We start from the raw sequence: 23,079 nt of genomic DNA on the forward strand, positions 1-23,079 counted from the left end.
ATCAGCGGGCGACGGGCAACGTAAAGACGAACGTCGCGCCGCCGTAGCGCGCAGGCATTGCGTAGAGGTTGCCGCCATGGGCCTGAATGATCGAATGACAGATCGCCAGGCCCATGCCCATGCCTTTGTCCTTGGTGGTGAAGAACGCGTTGAACAGCTTGTCCATATGCCGCGAATCGATACCGGGGCCAGTGTCTTCGACGCTCACCACCAGATACTCGTGACCGACCACTTCACTGGTGATCGACAGCCGACGCAGCACCTGATCCCCGGCGCTCATGGCATCCAGCGCATTGAGGATCAGGTTCAGAATGACCTGCTGCAACTGCACGCTGGAGGCATAGACGCGCAAGGGTGAACGCGTCAAGTGCGTGGTCATCAGCACCTTCTGCTGCTCCACCTCGACCAGCGTCAGTGCCACGACATGGCGGATCACGTCGTTGATCAGCAAACGGCGGCGGTGATGCGGTCCCTGCCTGGCCAGCGTCTGCAACGCCTTGACGATCTCGCCGGCGCGTCGGCCGTCGTTGACAATGTCACGCAGGCCGTGCAGCGCCTCCTCGACCTGCGGCGTCTCGCGGTTGAGCCAGCGCAAGCTGGCGGCGGCATTGGACACGATCGAGGCCAGTGGCTGGTTGATTTCATGGGCAATCGACGCCGCCAGCTCTCCCATCACCGTCGCCTGCGCCACTTGAGACAGCTTAGCCCTGGCACTGCGCAGCGCATTTTCGACGTCCTGGCGGCGGGCGTTTTCTTCGAGCAACTGGTGGTGCAGGCGCGCGGTTTCCAGCGACACCGCGGCCTGCCCCGCGAGCAGCTCAAGCACCCCGGTATGGCAACTGGTGAACACGCCCGGCGCCAGGTTGTTTTCCAGGTACAGCACGCCGATCACCTGGCCCTGCTTGATCAGCGGCACGCACAGCGCCGAGCGCACCTGATGCTGCTCAAGGTACTGGTCATCGCCGAAGTACCGGTCGGCACTGACGTCCTCGAGCACCAGCCGCTGCTGGGTGCGCATCACCCGGTAGAGAATCGACAGCGGCAGATCGGCCCTGCCGGGCACTTGTTCGACCAGTTCGATCTGCAGGCCTTCCTCGCCGCCCTGGCCGATCGCGCAAATCATCGGCGCGTCGTTTTTGACCAGCAGCAACAGCGCGCGCTGGGCGCCGGCATGAATGATGGTGTTGCGCATGAGGATTTCGATCAGGCGATCTTGCTGACTTTCGTCGCGCATCGCCTGAGCGGCCTTCATTACCGACGACAGGTCCAGCGTGTCACGCCCGCCGAGCATGGTCACCGAGGTACGTGGCACCAGCCCGGCCTCCGCGGGCAGTGCCGCCGTGCCTGGGTAGCTCAGCGAAGGTTGCCGGTGAGCTTCGCATTGTCCGGGCCGAAAATCGGCGATGTCGCGAAACTGCCGCCATTGCCGCAGGCACTCCCCCAGATCGGCGCGCACGCTCAGCGCAGATTGATAGCGATCATCCGGGTTCTTGGCGATCAGTTTGAGCACCAGCTGCGAAAGCGCAGGCGGAATATCGCCCCGAAAGTGGGTCAGCGCAGGGGGCTGCCGCGCCACGTGACAATAGACCCACTCCACCGCGTCACGCGCCTCGAACGGCAGGCGACCGGCGAGCCATTCATAAAAGGTCATGCCCAGCGAGTACAGATCGCTGCGCTGATCGGCATGGCGCTCGACGCGCCGAGACTGCTCAGGCGACAGGTAAGCCAGCGTGCCGCAGATCGCATCCGCCAACGGCAGAGCGGTCGCCGCACGCACATCGACACTCAGACCGAAGCCACCCAGGCGCACCACGCCGTCGGCGTCTTCCAGCAGGTTGCAGGGCTTGATGTCGCGATGCAGCAGACCGTGTGCGTGGGCGCCTGCCAGTGCATCGGCGGCGCCGATGGCCAGTTGCAGAAAACGATCGACCAGCAGTGCCGCTTCAGCGGGTTCTTGCAGCGCCTGAGCGCCGAAATCCTCCAGTATCAACCACGGCCCCTCACTGGCAGTGAGCAAGGCCAAGGGTTGCAATGCCCATTGCGGCATCAATCGGCCAGCCAGGGAAAACTCATGTTCCAGTCGCCTGGCGACGTTGCCTGACGCATTGCTCGCAGACCTCACGGCGCGCCACTGCTGCGAGGTCTCTGCGTGACTGATCCGGTAATGAGCCAGTTCCCCGTCGAGCAGCAGCAACTGCCAGACGAGCCGCTCCTGCCACTGAGGCCCGAAAGCTTCAGCGTTCAGATCGACTGCAGATGGCGCGTTGAACACACGGCTCATGAAAACCCTTGATGGCAACCCTTGATAACAACCACTGACAGCGCCGCCCGGGGTGCGCTGCATGGAAACTCCCGGCGTGCACGAAATCCGGTCAAGCAAACGATCGACACGAGCATCGATGTGGCGGGAGGAATAATAAGCTGAACTTTGTGCGGCTGATAGTTCACCGGATTGGAATGTCGTACGACATACCAGCTGCACATTTAACGATATGGATATTTGTGCGGTTATTTATTCGCTGAGGCTGCCAAGTCGCTCATTCATCTTCAGAAGTTCGATGACATTACGTGCGCTCATTTTCGTCATCACATGTTTTTTATGAACTTTGGCAGTGACTTCGCTAGTGCCCAGTTCAGCAGCAATCTGCTTGTTCATTTTGCCGGTAATCAGTAATGCCATGACTTGTTTTTCTCTGGGCGTCAGGCTCTCGAAGCGCTCACGAACATCGCAGGTCAATGAGCGCTCAGCCAGGCTGCGTGCGTCGCAGGCCAGCGCTTCGCGCACCAGATCGAGCAATTGTTCGGGCTCGAAGGGTTTGGTCAGGAACTCACGGGCACCCGCCTTGATGGCGCGCACCGACATGGCGATGGTGCCGTAACCGGTCATGAAAATGATCGGAAAATGCTGACCGCGCTCGTGCAGAACCTGCTGCAGGTCGAAGCCGGTGCCGTGTGCCAGATTGACGTCGAGCAGCAGGCACCTGGGCCCTTCGGTCAGTGGTCTGGCCAGAAATGCCTCGGCGCTTTCAAACACTTCACAGGCGATGTCCGCCGAGTGGAACAGGCGCTGCAGGGAGGTGCGGATGGCCGAATCATCGTCCACCACGTATACGTTGGGGGTCACACTCATAAAACAGATCCGTCGCTTCAACGGCCAGCGGCCAGTGCTCTCTGATGCCGCGCATGATACGCGTCGGGACCGACCGGCACAGCCCTGATCGCCTGAAGCCGGCTCAGCGCCGAGGGCGCGTCGCAATCCTGCACGCGCAGCTTGCCGACCTCCGGGGCCGCTTCCTGCGCATTGATGGTGAGCAGGCAGGCGCGGGTGGTGGCGAGCATCCGGTAAAAACGGAACGGCCCTTGCGCCGAGACCATCAACAGCGATTTCTGCGCCAGTTGAACGATGCAGTCGACGATCCGTGCCCGTGGCAACGCCGTGCGCTGCAATGCATCGCAGGCCCGCTCCAGGGTGAAGCGCCCTTCCAGTTCCGCGAGTCGGCGCAGCACCGTGCGCTCATCGCGGCCCAGCAGCCGGTAGCTCCAGGCCAGCGAGGCCTGAAGCGTCTGTTGACGCGGCGGCGCGGTTCGCAGTGAAGCCGAAAGCAAGTGAGCGCTGTCCTGCAGGCTGGCGACCAGTTGATAAAGCCCGAGCGCAGAGGCGCGCGAGGCGGCCATTTCCAGCGCCAGCGGCATGCCCTCCAGGCGGCGGCAGACCTCGCCCACCAGTTCGACGCTGTAGTCATCCAGATTGGCATCGCTGTGCCCAGCGATGTGGCTGTCCAGTGCCCGCCACTGGCGCAGAAACAATTGCGCCGAGGGGAAGGCAAGAACGCGATCGCGGGGCGCATTCGCCTCGGGCGCATCGAGCGGCGGGACTTGCACACTGCGTTCACCGGCGATGCGCAGCGGCTCGCGGCTGGTGGCCACCGCCCTGAGCGCTGGCACGCAGTGGAGCAGCGTTTCAAGCAGGCTGGCGATGCCTTCGACCAGGTGCTCGCAGTTGTCCAGAATAAGCAGGCCGGGGTGAGTCTGCAGGTGCAGGATCAGGCTCGACAGCTCACAGCAACCGGTGTCTGCGTCGACTTCGAGCGCACAGGCGAAGGCGTCCAGCAGCGACTCGGCCGATTGCAACTGCGCCATTGGCACGAAGTACACGGGGCTGGTGCCTGACTCGATCAGACGCTGGCCGAACTCAGCGGCAAGGGCGGTCTTGCCCACGCCGCCAGGACCAATCAGCGTGACCAGCGCACAGCCTGCACGCAGCGTCGTATCAATGTCTTCGAGCAGTGTGTCGCGCCCGAGCAAGGTGACCCTGGTGGGCAGCCGATTACCGCCACCCGCGCTGGGCAACTCCGCGGGCTGGCGTACATCGAGCTCTCCACCGCCCTCGCCGCCCAGCAAGACGTAACCTCGGCCCGGGACGGTGCGGATCAGCTCGCGGTCGGTGCCCAGTGCCTTTCTGAGCCCGGAAATGTGGACCTGCAGGTTGTTTTCTTCCACCACGGTGTCCGGCCAGACGCATTGAAGAATCTGCTCCTTGCTCACCAACTGCCCTTGGTGGCGGATGAGCAATTCGAGGATGTCGAATGCGCGCGTGCCGATGCGCATGGCAACGCCGTCCTTGAATACGTCCCTGAGTTCCAGGGAGATCATCGTCTGACCGAGACTTATCATTTCATGCAGTCCTTAGAGTGGATTCGCAGGCCCTTTGGTCGCCGACTACCACCCGAGGGGCTCACACTCGGGCGCAGGTCAACGCAGCTATCCATTTTTAATAGGCGTTCATCTAATCAGTTAAAAACAAATGTCGATATTACCTGTAGGGGTAGTCGTTGCCAGTCCATGCACCGGTGAGGGCAAAAGTGCCAGTCTTCATCGCGCTACTTCTGATTATAAGACGCCTTGTTTTTATTTAGTCGCCCACTTCATTGCACTGAAAGCAACGGGCTTTTGCGTGCAGGACGTATTCAGCACCGGCATGCGCTGCTCTAACGTCGGCGGCAATGGATGACCCGAACGGGCTCCGATCCTTGCCACTTATTTGAGCCACTGCACATGAACAACTCGATGACTTCCACACTGCAAGCGCCGCCGCAGGGCCTGACACGGGCCATGGTGTTGCTGTTCGCCTTCTGTTGCGGCGCTATCGTCGCGAACATTTATTACGCTCAGCCGATCGTCGAACTGATTGCCCCTGATCTCGGTCTGTCCGCACAAAGCGCCAGCCTGATTGTGTCGCTTACCCAGATCGGTTATGCACTGGGACTGCTGTTTCTCGTGCCGCTCTCGGACCTGATCGAAAACCGCAAGCTGATGATCGCAACTGCGGTGGTTGCGGGTCTCAGCCTGCTGGCGGCAGCGACGATGCAGCACGCCAACGGTTTCCTTCTGCTGTCGCTGATCATCGGCTTCAGCTCGGTTTCGGTGCAGATGCTGGTACCGCTGGCCGCGCATCTGGCGCCCGAGCAGTCTCGCGGCAAAGTGGTGGGCAATATCATGGGCGGCCTGTTGCTGGGCATTCTGCTCGCACGTCCGCTGTCTAGCCTGATCGCCGACCACTTTGGCTGGCGTGCGGTGTTCATGTACGCGGCACTGGTAATGCTGACCATCGTGGTGCTGCTTTCCCTGACCATTCCACGGCGCGTGCCCGATGCACGTGCGACTTACGGGCAACTGCTCAAATCTCTGGCGACCTTGCTCAATCGTCACGCGGTGCTGCGTCAGCGCGCGCTGTATCAGGGCCTGCTGTTCGCCGCCTTCAGCCTGTTCTGGACGACAGCGCCGGTGGAGTTGGCACGCCATCATGGCCTGTCACAAACCCAGATTGCGTTGTTCGCCCTGGTCGGTGCGATCGGCGCCATCGCTGCCCCCATCGCCGGTCGCCTCGCGGACGCCGGCTTTACTCGCCGCGCGTCGCTGATGGCCATGATGCTCGCGCCCGCCTCGTTCCTGATTGGCCTCAGCACGCCTGGCTATAGCGTCATTGGCCTGGCGGTGACCGGTGTGTTGCTGGATTTTGCCGTGCAGATGAACATGGTGCTGGGCCAACGGGCGGTGTACGCCCTGGACCCTGCCAGCCGTGGTCGGTTGAATGCGCTGTACATGACCAGCATTTTCGTCGGCGGCGCGATCGGCTCGGCAATGGCCAGCGCGCTGTACGAACATGACGGCTGGCAGGGCGTGATCGCGATCGGCGCGGGTCTGCCGCTGGTGGCGCTGGGGGTGTTCGTGCTCGCCGAGTCAAAGGGCGCAAAAGCTCGGTAAGACGCGATCGAGTCGACCGTGGTGAAACCGGCGCTCAAGGTCTCGGAAAAAGGGGCTGTCGGTGCCGGTTTCGCCATGCGCTCGGGGTTTCTCCGGTCATGCGCGTGAACACCCGGGTCAGATGGGGCTGATCGGCAAAGCCGCATTGCTCGGCAATGCTCGACAGGGACAGCGCCGGGGTCTGCCGTAACAACTCCCGCGCCCGCTCGACGCGCATCTTCAACAACCAGGTGTGCGGTGCAACACCCGTCGCCTGTTTGAAGGCCCTGGAAAAATGGCTGCGGGTCAGTGAACACTCCTGGGCGATGCGCTCGACCGACAAGCCAGCGCCCAAGTGACTGGCGATCAATTCCTTGGCAATGGACAGCTGAGCAGGTGTCAGTGCCGCATGGGTCTTGCCGGAAGGCGGCGCGATCCGCCCGTAACGCTCGAGCGCGTGAGTACACACCGCCAGCAGCACGTAATCGATGAACAACTGATTGCGGGTGTCGGGCCGCGCCAGCGCGGGCAGCAGCGCCTGAGCGAGCTGGTGAATGACCGGATCCTCACTGCCACCCTGCTCATAACGGAACGTCCCGACCTTTCGGGCTCCCCGCTCGGTCTGCAGTTCATCCAGCGTGGCACGCGGCAGTATCAGCCGCAGATTGTCGTAAGCCGAACGGTGCTGGCAGCGCAGCTCATTACCCATGAACGGCAGCGACACGCTGCCCTGTCGATAGCCGCCGGCGTAATTCAGGCGCCGGCCGTGCCAGAGCCGATGCGCGGCGAAATCTTCAAGCTGGACGATGATTGAAAACGCGTCCAGGCATGGAATGTCGATGATTTTTTCCGGGTCGGGCGCAGGCTGGCGAACCCGCACCGCGGTGAATTTTTCGCTGCGCAATTGCAGCATCAGGGGATCGCTCAAGGCCGGCTCCTTTCAGTCCAGGTGATCGGCCGGGCCGCTCACTCCCTGTGCATGCGCGGCCCGGTCGTGACCATCCTAGTCGATCAGCGGCACACGAGCAGCACGTTGATAAGGCCCGTATTCCACCGGCACCCACTGGAAGTGCTTGTCCACTGAAAGAATGTGCCCCGTGCCCGGGAACGGCAGATGCGCGGCCGCCACCCAGATTTTCTTGCTGGCGGCTTCGCTGAACACTTGATCGCGGCTGGCGATGGCATTTTTACTGTTTTCGTCAAAGGCAATGCTGACCTTAGGATGATCGAACTGCACGGCCAGGTTGTGCACCAGATCGCCAATGAACAGGATCGTCTGCCCTTTGGAGGTGAATTGATAGGTCGTGCTGCCTGGCGTGTGCCCGGCCTCCAGCGCGGTCTTCACCTCCGCGACCGGTGACTCGCCGGGCGTGAAGGTTTTGAATCGGCCCGCCGCGACATAAGGCGCGGTGGAGTCCTGAGCGATCTTGAAGTAAGGCCTGGCCTGTTCGGGAACACGGGCCAGCGCTGTCGGATCCAGCCAGTAATCGGCCTCCGGCCTGGCCGCGTAAACGGTCGCGTTGGCGAATACCGGCTGCTTCTGTGCATCCACCAGCCCGCAGACGTGATCCAGGTGCAGGTGCGTCAGCAAAATGGTGTCGACCTGCTCGGGCTGGTAACCCGCGGCCCTGATGTTCTGCGACAGCATGCCGGCGGTTTCGCCGATGCACTGACCGGCGCCGGTGTCCACCAGAATCAGGTTCTTGCCGGTGTTGACCAGAAACGCGTTGAACGCGGTCTGCACGCCCGGCGTTTCGATGGCGCGACGGGCCAGGATCGCGCGGATCTGCTCCAGCTTCATGCCTTGCAACAACTTGGGGGACAGGTCGTTGTAGCCATCGAACAAGGCCGTGACTTCGTAGTCGCCGACGGCCAGGCGGAAGTAGCCGGGGACCTGGGTTTTCTGTTGTGCCGGAGCCTGCGCCGCGGCGAAGCCAGAGCTTAAGGCAATGCCCAGTGCCATACAGCGGGCCAGAGGAAGCAGAGATGAGCGCATGAGAGGCCTCGGATCAAAGAAGAGAGATCGTCGATGATGCGGGGGCGAAGCGGTCGGGGATTGAAGCAATGTGCTTGTTTTGGCGGAAATGGCACGCTGCGGTGGCTAGGGGCAGCCCGTGGCGAACGCCGGCCGCCCAAGGCGCGCGCCACCGGTTATAGACATCCGCCCGGCCCCTGCCTAACATCCGCGCGAGCCCACGCGACCTGTCATTCTCAAGCGGATAACCCCAATGTCTACCGTTGCCCCTCATTATTCGCTGGCCTGGAGTCTGCTTCTGTTACTGGCCGACGTGCTCGCCTGGCAGTTGCTCGCCGACCGAAACCGGCTGCTGCGTATCGCGGTGCGCCTCGGCGCATTTGTCGCCTACAGCCTGGTGATCATCAACGCCGGGGTGAGTCCGCTGGAGGCGCCTGCCTGGCCGCAGGACAGCGCGTTGCAATTCGGCGCCACGGCGCTCGCGATTGTCTGGTGGATGTACGCCGCACGTACGCTCACTGTCGTCCTCGGCGTGCTGCTGACCAGCCGCGTCGGCCACAGCGGACGGCTGCTGCAGGAAGTGATCGGCGCGGTGATCTTCCTCATCGCCATTGTCGCGGCCGCCGGTTACGTGCTGCAACTCCCGGTCAAGGGCCTGCTCGCCACGTCCGGTGCCATGGCGATCATCGTCGGTCTGGCGTTGCAGAGCACGCTCAGCGACGTGTTCTCCGGCATTATCCTCAACACCACCAAGCCGTATCAGGTCGATGACTCGATCTCCATCGACGGCATGGAAGGCAAAGTCATGGACATCGACTGGCGCGCCACGCATTTGCTGACCGGCGTCGGCACCATGGTGGTGATTCCCAACTCGGTGGCGGCGAAGGCGAAGATCGTCAATTTGAGCCGACCGGTCCATATTCATGGTGTGTCGATCACCATCATGATGTCGCCTCATATCCGCCCCCGCCGGGTGCTCGATGCGCTGGAGCGTGCGCTGCAGGGCTGCAGCGCTCTGCTGCAGACGCCGAAGCCGCGGGCGGTGGTCAAGGACACCAGCCCGACCACGATCGAATACGCCGTCACCGGTTTCATCAGCGACCTCAACAACAAAAGCGACGTGCGCAACCTGCTGTTCGATCTGGCGTACCGGCATCTGGAAGCGGCAGGGATTTCCTGGCAGTCGGAGACCGCCGCCGAACCGGTGTCGCGCCAGAGGGCACTGCTCGATGAGGTGAAGATTTTTCGCACCAGCAGCGCAGAAGAAAAAGATCAGCTCGCCAAAAGCATGGTGTCCCGCGAATACGCCGCCGGGCAGACCATCATCGAACTGGGCGAGGTGACCGACGGCCTGTTCGTGATCGCGACCGGCGTGGTGTCGGCCGGCGTGAAGGACGGCGCGAATCTGGTCGAAGCCGGCCGCATGGGGCCCGGTGAGGTCATGGGCGAACAGAGCATACTCGGCGACACCCCATCAGAAGGCCGTTTCGTGGCCCTGACCTCGTGCGTCATCTACCGCATCGACAAGGCCGCCACGCGTCAGGCGATGGAGAAGCGCGTGGAAATCACCACCGCACTGAATAAACTTCAAGCCGTCCGCCAGCAGAACACTCAACACGTCCTGCTGCGCAAGCCGGTGGCGGTCAAGAAGAGCAATTTCCTCGGCTGGCTGCAGAAACGCTGATCGCGCCCGCGGGTACGTCGTCGCTGGTACAACGTTACTGCCATAAATAAAAACGCCCCCGATCCGCAGAGGATCGGGGGCGTGTGCGGGCCGTGTATCAGTTGCCTTCTAGCAGCGAGCGCAGCATCCAGGCGGCTTTTTCGTGGACCTGCATGCGTTGGGTCAGCAGGTCCGCCGTAGGCTCATCACTGACTTTTTCCAGCAGCGGGAACATGCCTCGTGCGGTGCGGACCACCGCTTCCTGGCCTTCGACCAGCTGGCGGATCATGTCATCAGCCGCCGGCACGCCCGGCTCCTCTTTGATCGACGACAGGCGAGCATAGGTCGAGTAGGTGCCGGGCGCCGGGAAACCCAGTGCGCGGATGCGTTCGGCGATGGCGTCAACCGCTGTGGCCAGCTCCGTGTATTGCTCTTCGAACAACAGGTGCAGCGTGCGGAACATCGGACCGGTGACGTTCCAGTGGAAGTTGTGGGTCTTGAGATACAGCACGTAGGTGTCAGAGATCAGCCGCGACAATCCCTCTACAATTTGCCCGCGATCCTGTTCGTTGATACCGATTTCGATAGCCATGACTTGCTCCCTTGGTCGCTTGATTTCTCGTGATGCGTCCATTGTAGGGAGCGCATCGGGGCAGCGGAAATCAGCCATGGCAATCGCAACCATCGACAGCGGCTATGACCGGATTGAAGTCAGGTGCTGCTGACAGAGGGCAGCTGCACGCCCTCCTCGCCGAGAAAAACCTGCAGCCGTGAACGCAACCAGCGTTCGGCCGGATCGTTGTCACGGGCCTGACTCCAGACCATGTGCACCGGCAATGGCTCAAGGGCAATCGGCAGCGCCTGAACGCTCAACCCTCCCCGCGCCGCCAGCACGGTGGCGGCGTAATCCGGCACGGCAACGATGAGGTCAGTGCCCTCCAACAGCTCGCTGAGGCTGTTGAATTGTGGAACCGCCAACACCACCTTGCGCTCGCGCCCCAGCCGCCGCAAGGCGTCGTCGACAAAACCGACCGTGCCACCGGCGAACGACACCAGTGCATGGGGACGCGCGCAGAACTCATCCAGATCCAGCGGCTGCGTCCCGCCGTCGCCGCGCAACAGCACGACGCGACTCGTGCGCAGCGCCTGCCGCCGGACGCTGCCCGGCAGTTCGGTGGTGTAGCCGACGCCCACGGTGATCTCGCCCGCGCCGAGCAATCCAGGCATCTGCAAATAGTTGGCCCTGCGCACCACCAACACAATGCCGGGCGCCTCCAGACGAAGCTGCCTGAGCAGGCGCGGCAGCAGCGCGAACTCGACGTCATCGGCCAGACCGATGTGAAACACCCGGTCGCTGCACGCCGGGTCGAACTCGGCCGGCTGCCTGACCGCCATGGCAATGGACTCCAGCGCGGGGCCAAGCAGCAAGGCAATCTCCCGTGCCCTGGGGGTGGGTTCCATGAATCGCCCGGACCGCTCGAACAGCGGGTCGTTGAACAACTCCCGCAGACGCGCCAGTGCCGCGCTCACCGCAGGCTGCCCGAGGAACATGTTTTGCGCCGCGACACTGACGCTGCGGGCCTTCATCAAGGCTTCGAAAATCAGCAGCAGATTGAGATTGATGTGCCGCAGGTCAGTGTGATGCATGACCGAAATCCCGCTTTTAATTACGGTCGTCATCTTTGCAAATCCCGACGCTGAAAGTCAAAGCTTCAAAACACTGTTGATGTCACTGCGCGGTGACCGTGCGGACGACGGGGGCATAAAAAAACGCGCCAGGATCGAGATCGTGGCGCGTCTGGTTTACCCGGCCGGGGCCTGGGCACTCAACAGCATTTGGGCCCGGCCTTGCCGCCGTAACGGGCGTCCTGCCTTTCGCGGAAGAACGCTTCGTAACTCATCACCGGCTGGTCCGGGTGGGTCTTGTGCATGTGCTCGACATAATTGTCGTAGTCAGGCATGCCCACCATCAGGCGGGCCGCCTGCCCGAGGTATTTGCCGAGACGGCTGAGGTCGTTGAACATCAGCGCGCTTCCGGCATCGCCTGAAACGGTGCTTCCTTATCGCTGCGCTCTTTCTTGACCCACGCCGCGCGACCCACCTTGATCGCATAGAACAGGATGCTCAGCACCACGAACAGGAACAGTGTGGTCAACGCTGCGTTGGTATAGGCGTTGAAGATCACGTGCTGCATCTGCTCGACGGTTTTCGCCGGCGCCAGAATCTGGCCAGCCTCGGCCGCCGCACTGTACTTCTTCGCCAGTGCCAGGAAACCAACGGCGGGGCTTGGGTCGAACAGCTTGATGAAACCGGCGGTCACGGTGCAGATCAGCAGCCACGACGCGGGCAGGATGGTGACCCAGGCGTACTGCTGGCGCTTCATCTTGATCAGCACCACCGTGGCCAGCATCAACGCGATCCCGGCGAGCATCTGGTTGGAAATGCCGAACAGCGGCCACAAGGTGTTGATGCCACCCAGCGGATCGATCACGCCCTGGTACAGCAGATAACCCCACAACGCGACGCAACCACCGGTGCCAATCACGTTGGCAGTCCAGGATTCGGTGCGTTTCAGCGCGGGGACGAAGCTGCCGAGCAAGTCCTGCAGCATGAAACGACCGGCGCGGGTGCCGGCGTCTACGGCAGTCAGGATGAACAGCGCTTCGAACAGGATTGCGAAGTGGTACCAGAACGCCATGGTGTTCTGACCCGGCAGGACCTGGTGCAGGATCTGCGCGATGCCCACAGCCAGCGTCGGCGCACCACCGGCACGGGCCAGTACGGTATTTTCGCCGATGTCCTTTGCCACTGCGGTCAACGCATCGGGGGTGATGGCAAAGCCCCACGAGGTAATGGTCTGCGCGGCAGTCACCACGTCGCCACCCACCACAGCCGCAGGGCTGTTCATGGCGAAATAAACGCCCGGGTCGATCACCGAGGCAGCGACCATGGCCATGATTGCCACGAACGATTCCATCAGCATGCCGCCGTAACCGATGTAACGAGCGTTCTTCTCGTTATCCAGCAGTTTAGGCGTGGTGCCCGAAGAGATCAGGGCATGGAAGCCCGACACCGCGCCACAGGCAATGGTGATGAACAGGAACGGGAAAAGCGCACCTTTCCAGACCGGGCCAGTGCCGTCGGTGAACTGGGTCAGGGCCGGCATTTTCAACTCAGGGGCGAGGATCAGAATGCCGATCGCCAGCGCGACGATGGTGCCGATCTTCAGGAACGTAGACAGGTAGTCACGGGGTGCCAGCAGCAGCCAGACCGGCAGCATGGCAGCCACGAAACCATAACCGACCAGCATCCAGGTGATCTGCACGCCGGTGAAGGTGAAGGCATGGGCCCACTCGGGGCTGGCCGCCACTTGGCCACCGGCCCAGATCGACAGCAGCAACAGCACCACGCCAATGATGGAGATTTCACCGATCCGGCCCGGGCGGATGTAGCGCATGTACACGCCCATGAACATCGCAATCGGGATCGTCGCCAGCACGGTGAACATGCCCCACGGGCTTTCGGCCAGGGCCTTGACCACGATCAGCGCCAGCACCGCGAGGATGATGATCATGATCAGGAAGCAGCCGAACAGTGCGATGGTGCCGGGGATGCGGCCCATTTCTTCGCGGACCATGTCGCCCAGCGACCGGCCGTTCCGGCGGGTGGACAGGAACAGGATCATGAAGTCCTGTACCGCGCCGGCCAGCACCACACCGGCGATCAGCCAGAGTGTGCCGGGCAGGTAGCCCATCTGCGCGGCCAGAACGGGACCGACCAGCGGGCCTGCACCGGCGATAGCGGCAAAGTGGTGACCGAAGAGGATGTGTTTGTTGGTGGGAACGTAGTCCAGTCCGTCATTGTTGATCACCGCGGGGGTCGCCCGGGTCGGATCGAGTTGCATGACGTGATTGGCGATGAACAGGCTGTAGTAGCGGTACGCAACCAGATAAATGGCAACGGCGGCGACGACAATCCAGAGTGCGTTGATGGCTTCACCGCGGCGCAGCGCGACGACACCCAAGGCGCATGCCCCGAGGGCAGCGACGGCGAACCAACCCAGATGTTTGGTCAGTCGGGTCATTGTGGGTCTCCTGCCCAAGCTCATGGCTTGTGGCGTAATTGTTATTGTTCGGTCCGGGGTAACGGAGCGTCGCCACTATCCACGCAGTTGTCAGCAAGAGAAATTCGTACTACTACGGGATCAACTGCGTAGTTTTACGTAGATGGCCAAAAGCCTGGACGACAGAATCTTCCGCGATCTGCACCACCGCTTTCGCAAGCAAGCCTGCCACGGGTGTCCAGCGTCAGCCATTGCGTGTCTAATACTGCCCACAACACCCCGCCCCGCCGGACGTCCCCCACCATGCAGCTGAAACACAAAATCGTCGCCCTCGGCCTGTTGCCGCTGATCCTTGCCGTGTCGGTGATCTGCGCCTTGGTGATCGTGCAGAACCAGCGCCTGGGCGAACAACAGGCGCAGCTGATCGAAGACAGCATCCTGGCGAGCAAACGTGCCGAGCTGAAAAACTACGTCGAAATGGCCATGAGCGCGCTGGCGCCCCTTTACGACAGCGGCCGCAACGACGAGCAGACCCAGCAGAAGGTCCTCGAGGAACTGTCGAAACTGAGCTTCGGCATCGACGGCTACTTCTTCGTCTACGACCAGAACGGCCGCAACCTGATGCACCCGCGCCAGGCCGCGCTGGTGGGCAAGGACCTGTGGAACATGACCGACCCGCAGGGCCTGCTGGTGATTCGCGCCCTGCTGCAGAGCGCTGAATCCGGCGACGGCTTTCAGCATTACGCCTGGGAAAAGCCGTCCACCGGCCAAGTCACCGACAAGCTCGCCCACGTGGTCATGCTCGATCGCTGGGGCTGGATGCTCGGCACCGGCATTTATCTGGAAGACGTCGAACGCGCCACCCAACAGGCGCGCAAGGAGGTCGCGCGGGGCATCTACGCGACCATGCTCGACATCGGCGCCGTGGCGCTGATCGCCGTGCTGCTGGTCTTCATCTGCGGCGTCACCCTCAACGCCAGCGAGCATCGCCTCGCCGACCGCAAGCTGCAGATGCTCAACCAACGGATCATGAACCTGCAGGAAGAAGAGCGCTCCCGGCTGTCTCGCGAGCTGCACGACGGCATCAGCCAGGTGCTGGTGTCGATCAAGTTTCAGTTCGAGCTGGCCGGGCTGCAACTGGAAGGCAACGACCAGCGCGGCCTCGAGACCCTGCGTCAGGGGACCGAGCGGCTGGGTCAGGCGATCGGTGAAATCCGCACCATTTCCCATGACCTGCGCCCCTCGCTGCTCGACACCTTGGGGCTGGCGGCGGCCGTGACGCAACTGGTCTCCGAGTTCGAGCAGCAGAGCGGCCTGAACATCCACTACACCCACGACCTGAGCAACCTGAAGCTGGCCGAAGGGGCGCCGGTCGCCCTCTTCCGCATCCTTCAGGAGGCGTTGACCAATGTCGAGCGCCACGCCCAGGCGCAGAACGTCTACATCGACCTGCAGGGCAATAAACGTCAGGTGCAACTGACGGTGCGCGATGACGGTGTCGGCTTCAACGCCGATGTCGGCCATTTGCAGGAGATACAAGGCGGCATCGGGTTGCGTAATATTCGCGAGCGCGTCGAGCACTTCCATGGCCAGCTGAACCTGTATTCCGCACCGGGGCACAGCGAATTGACCGTGACCATGCCCGTCAGCGCAGCCGCATGATTCCATCCCTCCACACAGGAAGCCCGTTCCGATCATGAGCGCCAGCCCGTCCATCCGCATCGCCCTGGTCGACGACCACTCTCTGGTTCGCGACGGCGTGCGCGCCCTGCTCTCGACCCGGCCGCTGTTCGAAGTGGTGGGTGAAGCGGAGAACGCCGCTCAGGCACTGACGATGTGCGAGGACGTCAAACCGCACATTCTGCTGGTCGACATCGGCCTGCAAGACATGAACGGCCTGGAACTGACCCAGCTGATTCGCCAGCGCTGCCCGGCCATCAAGATTCTGATCTTGAGCATGTACGACAATCAGGAATACGTCGCGACGTCGATACGTGCCGGCGCCAGCGGTTACGTGCTCAAGAACGCCCCGTCGCGGGAAATCGTCGCCGCCATCGAAGCGATCGCCACAGGCGGCACGTTCTACAGCGCCGAGGTGACCCTGAAGCTGGTGTCGAAGAAAACCGAAGAAAACGAACTGACCCCGCGCGAGGTGCAAGTGCTGGTCGGGCTCGCCAAAGGCCTGGACAACAAGACCCTCGCGCGCGACCTGGCCATCAGCGTCCGGACGGTCGAAACCCACCGGCTGAGCATTCGCCGCAAGCTCAAGGTCGACAAACCGGCGGGCCTGGTGAAGTACGCGATGGAGCATGGGCTGCTGTTGCCGTGATCCATCGCGTTATTGCCGGGTCACGGGTGGTGTTCACCCTGACGCAATGCCTTTTCCGCGGTGTCCTGATCCACCGGCAAGGCGAACCTGAACGTGGCGCCTCGGCCGGGGACGTCGATCAGCTCGATGCGATGCCCGTGCAACTGCAGGATCTGGTGGACGATACGTAACCCCAGGCCGCCATCGCGACGCGCCCCGCCGATGTTGAAGGGCCGCAGGAACAGGCTTTCGCGCAGTTCGGCGGCAATCCCCGGCCCGGTGTCGCTGACAATCACGTCGACGAAGTTGCCCCGGGGCAGCAGCGACACGCTCACCTCGCCCCCTTGCGGGGTGTGACGCACGGCGTTGTCGAGCAGGTTGGTGAGCACGCGTTCGATCAGCCCGAGATCGGCATGAACACCGGGCGTCGACGGCGCGAAGTGTGGCGTCAGCGTCAGCGAACGGGCTTCGGCCGCCAGTTCGAATTTCTCGAAGATGTCCTGCACCAGATCGGTCAATGAAAACCCTTCGATCACCGGCACGACGAAACCGTGCTCCAGGCGCACCAGTTCGAGCAGCGATTGCGCCAGCCCGCCCACCTTGCGGCTCTGATCAAGCGCGATCCCCAGATAACGACGGCGCTCTTCGGCACTGAGGCTGGCGTCCTTGACCGACAACACTTCCAGATAGCCATGCAGCGACGCCAGCGGCGTGCGCAAGTCGTGGGAAATGTTCGCGACCAGTTCGCGGCGATCCTGGCTCTGCCGGGTCAAGGTCTGCCACTGCTCGCTCAGCCGGCTCTGCATCTGCTTGAACGTCGCATCCAGCACGGCAATCTCGTCGTGGCACTGCGGTGCGCGTTCGGTATCTTTCTCAGGGGGCGCCACCGGCGCAGCATTGATGTCGAACCCGCTCACCGAATTGGTCAGACGGCGCAGCGGGCGGGTGATCCAGCCAAACGCCGCGAGGCCGGCCAGCAGGCACAGCAAGGCGATCAGACCGATCGCCCACAGCGCTGTGCTCAGGGCTTCGCTGGTGGCGCCTCGCTCGACCAAGCGGTCATGGGCTTCGCCCAGCAGCACCACGTAGAGAAAGCCGGCGGGCTTGCCCATCACCATCAACGGCGCGGCGCTGAAGACCTTTCGGGCGGTCATGCTGCGCGGGTCATCGCCGAGGACCGGCAGCGGATCACCGGCCAGCAACCGGCGTACAGGCGCCAGATCCACACGGTCGCGCAGCACGCGGTCTCTGGGCGCGGCATCACCGACAATGCGCCCCGCATCGTCCAGAAGGTACACCTCGACACTGGGATTGACCCGCATCAACTGACTGAACAACTCGCGCACGGCGTCCGGCTTCAGGCCGTTGGCGTCCATCAGTTGGGTGTCACGGGCGATATGCTGCGCCAGATCCCGGGACAGGCCCTGCACCACTTCCAGCTCATGCATCTTGCTCGAGCGCACCTGCAGCCAGACAGAGGTGCCGCAGCAGACCAGCAACAGCAGCGCGAACACCAGCGACAGGCGTTGGGTCAAGGTCATGTTCACAGCGCCTCTCCCAACGTGTCGCCAGGCTCGGCGAATTTATAGCCGCGCCCCCAGACCGTGAGGATGCGCAGCGGCTGCGCCGGATCCGCTTCGATCTTCGCCCGCAGGCGGTTGATGTGGGTATTGACGGTGTGCTCATAGCCTTCGTGGTTGTAGCCCCACACCGAATTGAGCAGGTCCAGGCGTGAAAACACCTTGCCCGGTTGCCGAGCGAAGAAGTACAGCAGGTCGAACTCCCGGGGCGTGAGGTCCAGGACGCGGCCTTCCAGCGACGCCTCGCGGGTCAACGGGTCGATGAACAGACCCGCGCTGGACAGGCTGCCAGCGTCCATCTTCAGGTTGCGCGCCATGGCGTCGACCCGGCGCAGCAGCGCCTTGACCCTGGCGACCAGCTCCATCATCGAGAACGGCTTGGCCAGATAATCGTCGGCGCCCAGCTCAAGGCCCAGAATCCGGTGCATTTCGCTGGAGCGCGCGCTGGTGATGATGATCGGCGTGTAGCGCGTCATGGCCCGCGCCCGACGACAGATTTCAAGGCCATCCACCCCTGGCAGCATCAGGTCGAGAATCAATGCGTCCCAGCCGCCTTGTTCGAGCAGACGCAGGCCTTTTTCGCCGTCAGCGCTGTGCACGACGTCGAAATGTTCGTCGCGCAGGTGCAGGCAGATCAGGTCGGCAATATGACTGTCGTCCTCGACCACCAGAATGCGTTTGGGCTGTTCCATGGAAAGTAAAACCTAACAGGCGCATCGATCGCGCGATGTCCCATTGTGCCGATTTCGACGCCGCGCAGTTACCACGAATTGTTTAACTCTCGGTGAGGATTCCGGGAACAGACCGCCCCTAACCTTGGCTCATCGCAACAGGCCGCTCGTAATCGGCTGAGCAGAGGAGTCATGTCATGCTTTCAAGAAGACAATTCATGGTGCTGAGCGGCGGCGCGGGTGTGGCGGCGATTGCCCTCGGCATGCTGCCCAAATTCGCCGATGGCCAGGCCCTTGTCGCACCAGACGCCCCGATCGGCAGCTTTGAAGTCAGTCACACTGACGATGAGTGGCACGCGCTGCTCAGCGACGATCAGTTTCAGGTGCTGCGCCGCGAGGCCACCGAAAGGCCCTACAGCAGCCCGCTGAACGAAGAGCACCGCAGTGGCACCTTCGCCTGCGCCGGTTGCCAGCTGCCGTTGTTTTCGTCGACCACCAAATTCGACAGTCACACCGGATGGCCGAGCTTCTGGGCGCCGCTGGACAACGCCACCGCCATCCGCACCGACACCTCGTTCGGCGTCCTGCGCAAGGAGGTTCACTGCCGACGCTGTGGTGGGCATCTGGGCCACGTATTCACCGACGGCCCGAAGCCCACAGGACTGCGCTACTGCATGAATGGCCTGGCGATGAGTTTTGCCGAGCAAACAACATGACAACCGATGTGTAGGAGCGTGGCTTGTCCCGCGATCTGCCGGGGACCGGCAGCAAACCCGGTGCGTGCGGTGTGTCTGGGACAACGCGTTATCTGAATGCGTGACGACTTAGTCGCCGATTTCCGGACAAGCCACGCTCCTACAACGTCTTGCGTTGCTATCGAACTGCATTTATCTGAACGGAATAAAACCATGCTCCTGATCATCCTCGCCTACCTCGGCGGCGTGCTGACCATCGTCAGCCCGTGCATCCTCCCGGTTCTGCCGTTTGTCTTTGCACGCACCGGCCAGCCGTTCGTGCGCAGCGGCTTGCCGTTGCTGGTCGGCATGGCCGTCACCTTCGCGCTGGTGGCGACCCTGGCGGCGGTCGGCGGTGGCTGGGTCGTCCAGCTCAACCAGTACGGCCGCGGCCTGGCGCTGATTTTCGTGGCGCTGTTCGGCCTCACCTTGCTGCTGCCCAGGCTGGCTGAGCGCCTGACCCGACCGCTGGTGGCGGCGGGCAGTCGCCTGACCGAAACTGCCTCGACGGGTGCCGGGCCGAGCGTCTGGGCCTCGTTCATGATCGGCGTGGCCACCGGCCTGCTGTGGGCGCCCTGTGCCGGGCCGATTCTGGGTCTGGTCCTGACCGGCGCGGCGCTCCAGGGCGCAAGCATCGGAACGACGATTCTGCTGTTGGCCTACGCCGCCGGTGCCGCCACTTCGCTGGCCCTCGCCTTGTTGGTGGGCGGCAAAGTGTTTGCCGCCATGAAGCGCTCGCTGGGTGCGGGTGAATGGATTCGTCGAGGCCTGGGCGCCGCGATGCTCGCCGGCGTTGCCGCCATCGCGCTGGGCCTTGATACCGGCGTGCTGACAAAGATTTCCACGGCCTCCACCGGTGGACTGGAGCAAGCGCTGGTGGGGAGACTGTCCGGGGATTCCCACCCGAGGAACCTCGCCGAAGGCGGCGCGATGATGGCGCAGAACGTTCCGGGCGGTGACGGCCCTGGCGATGCGGGTCCGGACAGCCCCGGCATGCAGGCGTCCGGCGCCATGATGATGGCGGCGAAGAACACCGCCCCACGCCTGCCGGTGGAAGGCCAACTGCCTGCGCTCGACGGCGCCGTGCAATGGTTGAACAGCGCGCCGCTGACCGCCGCGCAGCTCAAGGGAAAAGTGGTGTTGGTGGATTTCTGGACCTACTCCTGCATCAACTGCCTGCGCAGCCTGCCCTACGTCAAGGCGTGGGCCGACAAGTACCGTGATCAGGGCCTGGTGGTGATCGGCGTGCACGCGCCGGAGTTCGCTTTCGAGCGTGACGTGAAAAACGTGACCAAAGCCATGGCTGATCTGGGCATCGACTATCCGGTCGCTGTCGACAACGACTATGCCATCTGGCGGGCGTTCGATAACCAGTACTGGCCCGCTCACTATTTTGCCGATGCCAAGGGCCAGATCCGGTATCACCATTTTGGTGAAGGCGCGTATGACGAATCCGAGCGGGTGATTCAGACCCTGCTGCGCGAAGCCGGCCAGACGCAGATCAGCACTGATCTGATCGACGCCAGCGGCCAGGGTGTGCAACAGGCGGCGGACATGGGTGACGTCAAATCGCCGGAAACATACCTGGGCTACGATCGCGCCGAAAACTTCGTGTCCCAGGGCGGCGCCCGGCATGACCAGCCCTTGAGCTACACCACCCCGCCCACGCTGGCCCTGAACAGTTGGGGCCTGGAAGGACAGTGGAACATCGGCGCCGAGCGGATCAGTCTCGCCGCACCGGGCGGCAAGATCAGCTACCGCTTCCACGCCCGCGACCTGCACCTGGTGCTGGGCCCGGGCAGTGACGGCAAGCCGCTGCGCTTCAAGGTTTCGGTCGATGGCAAGGCGCCTGCCGAAGCCCACGGCACCGACGTTGCGCCGGACGGGAGCGGCACGGTGACCGAACAGCGCCTGTATCAACTGCTGCGTCAACCCGGCGACATCGCCGATCACACCTTCACCATCGAATTCAGCGATCCGGGCGTCTCTGCTTACGCCTTCACGTTCGGTTGAGTTCCGTCTCGCGTCAGGAGTGTCAGACATGAAAACATCACCCATCCACCGCTTCCGTTCAACGCTGCCGAGCGTGCGGCGCCATGGCTTGCGCCTGTTGGCAGGTGCCTTGCTGCTACAGACCGCCGCCTGCTCGTTTGCCGGCAACGAAGACGCCGTGAGCATCGCGCCGCCGCAGCAGGATGAAGTCGTCAGCACCACGCACAGCGAGAAGGCGGTGCTCGCCGGCGGCTGTTTCTGGGGTGTCCAGGGCGTGTTCCAGCATGTTCAGGGGGTCTCCCGCGTCGTCTCCGGCTACACCGGCGGACAGGCCGATACCGCACAATACGAGCGCGTCAGCGAGGGCGATACCGGGCATGCCGAATCAGTGGAGATCACCTTCGATCCGGCGCAGGTCAGTTACGGCAAACTCCTGCAGATCTTCTTCTCGGTGGCGCACAACCCTACCGAGCTCAATCGCCAGGGCCCCGACCATGGCACTCAATACCGATCGGCGATATTCCCGCAGAGCCCTGAACAACAGGCCGTGGCTCAGGCCTACATTGCACAGCTCGACGCCGCCAAGTCATTCAACGCGCCCATCGTGACCAGGATCGAGCGCTACAACGGTTTCTACCCTGCCGAGGATTATCATCAGAACTTCCTCACCACCCACCCGACCTACCCGTACATCGTCATCAACGACCTGCCGAAGGTGAACCAGCTCAAGACGCTGTTCGCTGATCGGTACGCCGAGCAGCCGGTGCTGTTGAAGACCTCGCAATAACACTATCGACCCATCGGCGGCAGCCTGGTCTCCCTCGCTGCCGCTGACGGTTCAGGTCGTGAGGGCCGTGCTTGAGCCCTCGACAGCGACTGATCCACGCCTTCTAAACCAAAGTATGAGTGGCGAACACCTACGTATCGGGCGCCGGTACCAAGGTACAAGTGACGCCCCCGGTGCTCGCGAATATCCTTCTCACATCCCTGTCATGCAGGCCGGACCTCTCTTAGCTGTGGGATACAGACCGTATCGGACAGGCTCGTCGCAGAACACGTGAGGAGATTCACCATGTTTGCCGAACTCGCCCCCAGATCCGCGCTCAACGCCGAATTCGCCAGTGATGCCCATGGCCTGTACACCACGCTGCACGGTGAGGAACGGGCACAGTTCGTCGCCTTGCTCAATGAACACCTGGGCACGACCCAGCAAGTGTGCGGCTTTGCCCGCGAGGTACGCTGGCGCTTGCGCAAGTTGAACTACCAGGCCATCAAGGAACTGTTCAAAGGCCTGGACCTGGCGACCCAGCAATTCGTGACGTTCCTGCAGGGCCGGGTCGAGAGCCTCAGCGGTGCTTCGGCGCAACAGGTCTTCCTCGCCGCCACTTTGCAAGAAGCGGAACAGGCAGCCGGCTTTCGTGAATGTTTTCAGGAGATTCATCAGTTGTCCCAGCAACTCACCGGGTTGGTGGAGCGCACGCAGCGTTTCATGGACCGTGCGGTAGACGCGGGGGATTACGCCACGGCCAATCTGGTCAGCGAAGTGCTGTACCGGGCCAACCAACTGGTCTGCAAGATCAAGCTGGACATTCCCACAGGTGCCTCGTTTACCAGTGAATGCCGCCAGCCCACCCGTCCCAACAGTTACTTTTCGACCATGGAGGTCTGGGCCCAGAGCCCTGGCCTGATGGGCATCAGCGCAGCAGAGAGCTACCGTTTTTGAGTCCTTCGACATGCAGACCTCTCCTCCCTTTGGCGCCCGGTCCGGGCGCTTTTTTTACCCCATCAGCGCGCACATCGCCGCGCTCCAGGGATACGGTCATCCGCCCGTCATGATGCTCCCGTATTCA

The 23,079-nt window shown here is 62.6% G+C and carries 19 protein-coding genes; 8 read left to right on the forward strand and 11 right to left on the reverse strand.

Going from position 1 to position 23,079, the window contains the following annotated elements:
* Position 1: 1 nt before the first annotated feature.
* The 3 genes from BMZ10_RS03885 to BMZ10_RS03895 all read right to left on the reverse strand — a co-directional run bounded on the left by BMZ10_RS03885 (position 2) and on the right by BMZ10_RS03895 (position 4,674).
* Positions 2–2,344: an ATP-binding protein gene (locus BMZ10_RS03885; RefSeq protein ID WP_093458713.1), complete on the reverse strand. Its 2,343-nt coding sequence runs from the start codon at positions 2,342–2,344 to the stop codon at positions 2–4.
* Between the two features lie 168 nt (positions 2,345–2,512).
* Positions 2,513–3,130, reverse strand: coding sequence for a response regulator transcription factor (locus BMZ10_RS03890; RefSeq protein ID WP_218147165.1), 618 nt, complete (start codon positions 3,128–3,130; stop codon positions 2,513–2,515).
* Between the two features lie 17 nt (positions 3,131–3,147).
* Positions 3,148–4,674, reverse strand: coding sequence for an ATP-binding protein (locus BMZ10_RS03895; RefSeq protein WP_093458714.1), 1,527 nt, complete (start codon positions 4,672–4,674; stop codon positions 3,148–3,150).
* A 381-nt stretch (positions 4,675–5,055) separates the two neighbouring features.
* Here BMZ10_RS03895 and BMZ10_RS03900 point away from each other — a divergent pair, with 381 nt between their 5' ends.
* Positions 5,056–6,264 (forward strand): MFS transporter, encoded by a 1,209-nt coding sequence (locus BMZ10_RS03900; protein WP_371265919.1) that lies wholly within the window; start codon positions 5,056–5,058, stop codon positions 6,262–6,264.
* Between the two features lie 34 nt (positions 6,265–6,298).
* On the opposite strand, the gene BMZ10_RS03905 is transcribed toward BMZ10_RS03900, so the two are convergent.
* Both BMZ10_RS03905 and BMZ10_RS03910 read right to left on the reverse strand, forming a co-directional pair.
* Positions 6,299–7,171 carry an AraC family transcriptional regulator gene (locus BMZ10_RS03905; RefSeq protein WP_256214337.1) on the reverse strand — a complete coding sequence of 291 codons (873 nt, stop codon included), beginning with the start codon at positions 7,169–7,171 and terminating at the stop codon, positions 6,299–6,301.
* 75 nt (positions 7,172–7,246) lie between these two features.
* Positions 7,247–8,239 carry an MBL fold metallo-hydrolase gene (locus tag BMZ10_RS03910; RefSeq protein ID WP_093458716.1) on the reverse strand — a complete coding sequence of 331 codons (993 nt, stop codon included), beginning with the start codon at positions 8,237–8,239 and terminating at the stop codon, positions 7,247–7,249.
* A 232-nt stretch (positions 8,240–8,471) separates the two neighbouring features.
* Between BMZ10_RS03910 and BMZ10_RS03915 the strand changes: the two genes are divergently transcribed.
* Positions 8,472–9,902 carry a mechanosensitive ion channel family protein gene (locus BMZ10_RS03915; protein ID WP_093458717.1) on the forward strand — a complete coding sequence of 477 codons (1,431 nt, stop codon included), beginning with the start codon at positions 8,472–8,474 and terminating at the stop codon, positions 9,900–9,902.
* A 97-nt stretch (positions 9,903–9,999) separates the two neighbouring features.
* On the opposite strand, the gene BMZ10_RS03920 is transcribed toward BMZ10_RS03915, so the two are convergent.
* The 4 genes from BMZ10_RS03920 to BMZ10_RS03935 form a co-directional block, all read right to left on the reverse strand.
* A complete protein-coding gene (locus BMZ10_RS03920; protein WP_093458718.1) occupies positions 10,000–10,473 on the reverse strand; it encodes a Dps family protein in 474 nt (157 codons plus the stop codon).
* 119 nt (positions 10,474–10,592) lie between these two features.
* On the reverse strand, positions 10,593–11,528 hold the full coding sequence (locus BMZ10_RS03925) for a LysR family transcriptional regulator (protein ID WP_093458719.1): 936 nt from the start codon (positions 11,526–11,528) through the stop codon (positions 10,593–10,595).
* Positions 11,529–11,707: 179 nt separating this feature from the next.
* Positions 11,708–11,905, reverse strand: a complete 198-nt coding sequence (locus BMZ10_RS03930; protein ID WP_093458720.1) for a YbdD/YjiX family protein — start codon at positions 11,903–11,905, stop codon at positions 11,708–11,710.
* Positions 11,905–13,965, reverse strand: coding sequence for a carbon starvation CstA family protein (locus BMZ10_RS03935; RefSeq protein ID WP_093458721.1), 2,061 nt, complete (start codon positions 13,963–13,965; stop codon positions 11,905–11,907). Before BMZ10_RS03935 ends, BMZ10_RS03930 begins: the two co-directional genes overlap by 1 nt.
* 282 nt (positions 13,966–14,247) lie before the next feature.
* Here BMZ10_RS03935 and BMZ10_RS03940 point away from each other — a divergent pair, with 282 nt between their 5' ends.
* Together BMZ10_RS03940 and BMZ10_RS03945 are read left to right on the forward strand one after the other, a co-directional pair.
* Complete coding sequence (locus BMZ10_RS03940; RefSeq protein WP_093458722.1) at positions 14,248–15,606, forward strand: cache domain-containing protein; 1,359 nt, start codon at positions 14,248–14,250, stop codon at positions 15,604–15,606.
* A gap of 34 nt (positions 15,607–15,640) precedes the next feature.
* A complete protein-coding gene (locus BMZ10_RS03945; protein WP_093458723.1) occupies positions 15,641–16,273 on the forward strand; it encodes a response regulator in 633 nt (210 codons plus the stop codon).
* Between the two features lie 20 nt (positions 16,274–16,293).
* On the opposite strand, the gene BMZ10_RS03950 is transcribed toward BMZ10_RS03945, so the two are convergent.
* Positions 16,294–17,799, reverse strand: coding sequence for an ATP-binding protein (locus BMZ10_RS03950; RefSeq protein WP_093458724.1), 1,506 nt, complete (start codon positions 17,797–17,799; stop codon positions 16,294–16,296).
* Positions 17,796–18,524 carry a response regulator transcription factor gene (locus BMZ10_RS03955; RefSeq protein WP_093458725.1) on the reverse strand — a complete coding sequence of 243 codons (729 nt, stop codon included), beginning with the start codon at positions 18,522–18,524 and terminating at the stop codon, positions 17,796–17,798. Before BMZ10_RS03955 ends, BMZ10_RS03950 begins: the two co-directional genes overlap by 4 nt.
* 176 nt (positions 18,525–18,700) lie before the next feature.
* On the opposite strand from BMZ10_RS03955, the gene msrB reads away from it, so the two are divergent.
* The 4 genes from msrB to BMZ10_RS03975 all read left to right on the forward strand — a co-directional run bounded on the left by msrB (position 18,701) and on the right by BMZ10_RS03975 (position 22,952).
* Positions 18,701–19,219 (forward strand): peptide-methionine (R)-S-oxide reductase MsrB, encoded by a 519-nt coding sequence (gene msrB, locus BMZ10_RS03960; protein WP_093458726.1) that lies wholly within the window; start codon positions 18,701–18,703, stop codon positions 19,217–19,219.
* 192 nt (positions 19,220–19,411) lie between these two features.
* Positions 19,412–21,250, forward strand: coding sequence for a cytochrome c biogenesis protein DipZ (locus BMZ10_RS03965; RefSeq protein WP_093458727.1), 1,839 nt, complete (start codon positions 19,412–19,414; stop codon positions 21,248–21,250).
* A 28-nt stretch (positions 21,251–21,278) separates the two neighbouring features.
* Positions 21,279–22,016 (forward strand): peptide-methionine (S)-S-oxide reductase MsrA, encoded by a 738-nt coding sequence (gene msrA / locus BMZ10_RS03970; RefSeq protein WP_093458728.1) that lies wholly within the window; start codon positions 21,279–21,281, stop codon positions 22,014–22,016.
* A 285-nt stretch (positions 22,017–22,301) separates the two neighbouring features.
* Entirely contained in the window at positions 22,302–22,952 is a 651-nt protein-coding gene (locus BMZ10_RS03975; RefSeq protein WP_093458729.1) for a hypothetical protein, read from the forward strand.
* Positions 22,953–23,079: the final 127 nt, after the last annotated feature.

This window comes from Pseudomonas sp. NFR16 (assembly GCF_900108875.1).
Taxonomy (GTDB): domain Bacteria; phylum Pseudomonadota; class Gammaproteobacteria; order Pseudomonadales; family Pseudomonadaceae; genus Aquipseudomonas.

Excerpts from the sequence above, each read along its gene's own strand:
- BMZ10_RS03885 (WP_093458713.1), bottom strand. The coding sequence starts at position 2,344 with ATGCAGCGCACCCCGGGCGGCGCTGTCAGTGGTTGTTATCAAGGGTTG.
- BMZ10_RS03890 (WP_218147165.1), bottom strand. The coding sequence starts at position 3,130 with ATGAGTGTGACCCCCAACGTATACGTGGTGGACGATGATTCGGCCATC.
- BMZ10_RS03895 (WP_093458714.1), bottom strand. The coding sequence starts at position 4,674 with ATGATAAGTCTCGGTCAGACGATGATCTCCCTGGAACTCAGGGACGTA.
- BMZ10_RS03900 (WP_371265919.1), top strand. The coding sequence starts at position 5,056 with ATGAACAACTCGATGACTTCCACACTGCAAGCGCCGCCGCAGGGCCTG.
- BMZ10_RS03910 (WP_093458716.1), bottom strand. The coding sequence starts at position 8,239 with ATGCGCTCATCTCTGCTTCCTCTGGCCCGCTGTATGGCACTGGGCATT.
- BMZ10_RS03915 (WP_093458717.1), top strand. The coding sequence starts at position 8,472 with ATGTCTACCGTTGCCCCTCATTATTCGCTGGCCTGGAGTCTGCTTCTG.
- BMZ10_RS03920 (WP_093458718.1), bottom strand. The coding sequence starts at position 10,473 with ATGGCTATCGAAATCGGTATCAACGAACAGGATCGCGGGCAAATTGTA.
- BMZ10_RS03925 (WP_093458719.1), bottom strand. The coding sequence starts at position 11,528 with ATGCATCACACTGACCTGCGGCACATCAATCTCAATCTGCTGCTGATT.
- BMZ10_RS03930 (WP_093458720.1), bottom strand. The coding sequence starts at position 11,905 with ATGTTCAACGACCTCAGCCGTCTCGGCAAATACCTCGGGCAGGCGGCC.
- BMZ10_RS03935 (WP_093458721.1), bottom strand. The coding sequence starts at position 13,965 with ATGACCCGACTGACCAAACATCTGGGTTGGTTCGCCGTCGCTGCCCTC.
- BMZ10_RS03940 (WP_093458722.1), top strand. The coding sequence starts at position 14,248 with ATGCAGCTGAAACACAAAATCGTCGCCCTCGGCCTGTTGCCGCTGATC.
- BMZ10_RS03945 (WP_093458723.1), top strand. The coding sequence starts at position 15,641 with ATGAGCGCCAGCCCGTCCATCCGCATCGCCCTGGTCGACGACCACTCT.
- BMZ10_RS03955 (WP_093458725.1), bottom strand. The coding sequence starts at position 18,524 with ATGGAACAGCCCAAACGCATTCTGGTGGTCGAGGACGACAGTCATATT.
- msrB (WP_093458726.1), top strand. The coding sequence starts at position 18,701 with ATGCTTTCAAGAAGACAATTCATGGTGCTGAGCGGCGGCGCGGGTGTG.
- BMZ10_RS03965 (WP_093458727.1), top strand. The coding sequence starts at position 19,412 with ATGCTCCTGATCATCCTCGCCTACCTCGGCGGCGTGCTGACCATCGTC.
- msrA (WP_093458728.1), top strand. The coding sequence starts at position 21,279 with ATGAAAACATCACCCATCCACCGCTTCCGTTCAACGCTGCCGAGCGTG.
- BMZ10_RS03975 (WP_093458729.1), top strand. The coding sequence starts at position 22,302 with ATGTTTGCCGAACTCGCCCCCAGATCCGCGCTCAACGCCGAATTCGCC.